The 1,009-nt window shown below is 72.1% G+C and carries 1 pseudogene; it reads left to right on the top strand.

From position 1 onward, the window contains the following. Positions 1–98: 98 nt before the first annotated feature. A pseudogene (locus ABD323_RS41645) lies at positions 99–1,009 on the top strand (M4 family metallopeptidase); the annotation flags it as partial.

Raw genomic sequence — 1,009 nt, 5'->3', positions numbered from 1 at the left:
ACGTCAGCATCCGCTCCGCCCCGACGGCACTAACCCCTGGTGCCCCGGAGCGAGGTGCGACCGCGCACAAGCGGTTGATCTTCGGAAGGAACCCGTCCGTGAAGCGAAAGCTGACTGTCGGAGCCGCACTCTCGGCCACGCTGATCCTCGCCAGCGCCATCCAGGTCAGTGCCGGTACGGCGCAGGCCGCCCCCGTCACCGCGAGCAGCAAGGGCTCCACCTTGCGGAGCGCCGAGCTGAAGTCGCTGGCCCAGTCGTACGCCCCCGCCGTGGCCCAGGCCGCCGGCCTCGGCGCCTCGGAGGCGCTGGTCGCCAAGGACGCCGTGATCGACGCGTCCGGCGCCAAGCACCTGCGCTTCGAGCGCACCTACTCCGGCCTCTCCGTGATCGGTGGCGACCTGGTCGCGCACCTGACCCTGAACGGCAAGGTCAGTTCGGTCGACCGGGCCGTCGAGACCACCGTCGCGCTGGCCGACCTGACCCCGGCCGTGCCGGCCGAGAAGGCCGCCAAGCAGGCCACCGGCGCCGTGCAGGCCACCGTCGGCCAGACCATCGACAAGGACGAGTCGCCGCTGAAGGCGATCACCGGCACCGGCAGCCCGACCCTGGTGGTCTGGGCCCAGTCCGGCGCACCGCGCCTGGCCTACCAGACCGTCGTCGAGGGTGTCCGGGAGGACGGCGCCCCCAGTGCCCAGAACCTGGTCACCGACGCGGCCACCGGCGAGGTGCTCGCCAGTCACGAGCAGTACCTCGCGAGCGCGGCCACCGGCAGTGGCAAGGGCGTGCACGTCGGTTCGGTCACCCTGACCACCAACTACACGGGCTCCACCTACGAGTTGAAGGACCCGACCCGGGGCAACACCCGCACCGCCGGCCTGGGCGGCGGCACCTCGGGCAACGGCACGCTGTTCACCGACGCCGACAACGTCTGGGGCACCGGCCTGGTCTCCAGCAGCCAGTCGGCCGCCGTGGGCGCCCACTACGGCGCGGTGGCGACCTGGGACTACTA

This window comes from Kitasatospora nipponensis (genome assembly GCF_039528135.1).
Lineage (GTDB): Bacteria > Actinomycetota > Actinomycetes > Streptomycetales > Streptomycetaceae > Kitasatospora > Kitasatospora nipponensis.
The sequence above is the reverse complement of the archived record's forward strand: the minus strand, read 5'-3'. Positions and strand labels throughout refer to the sequence as shown.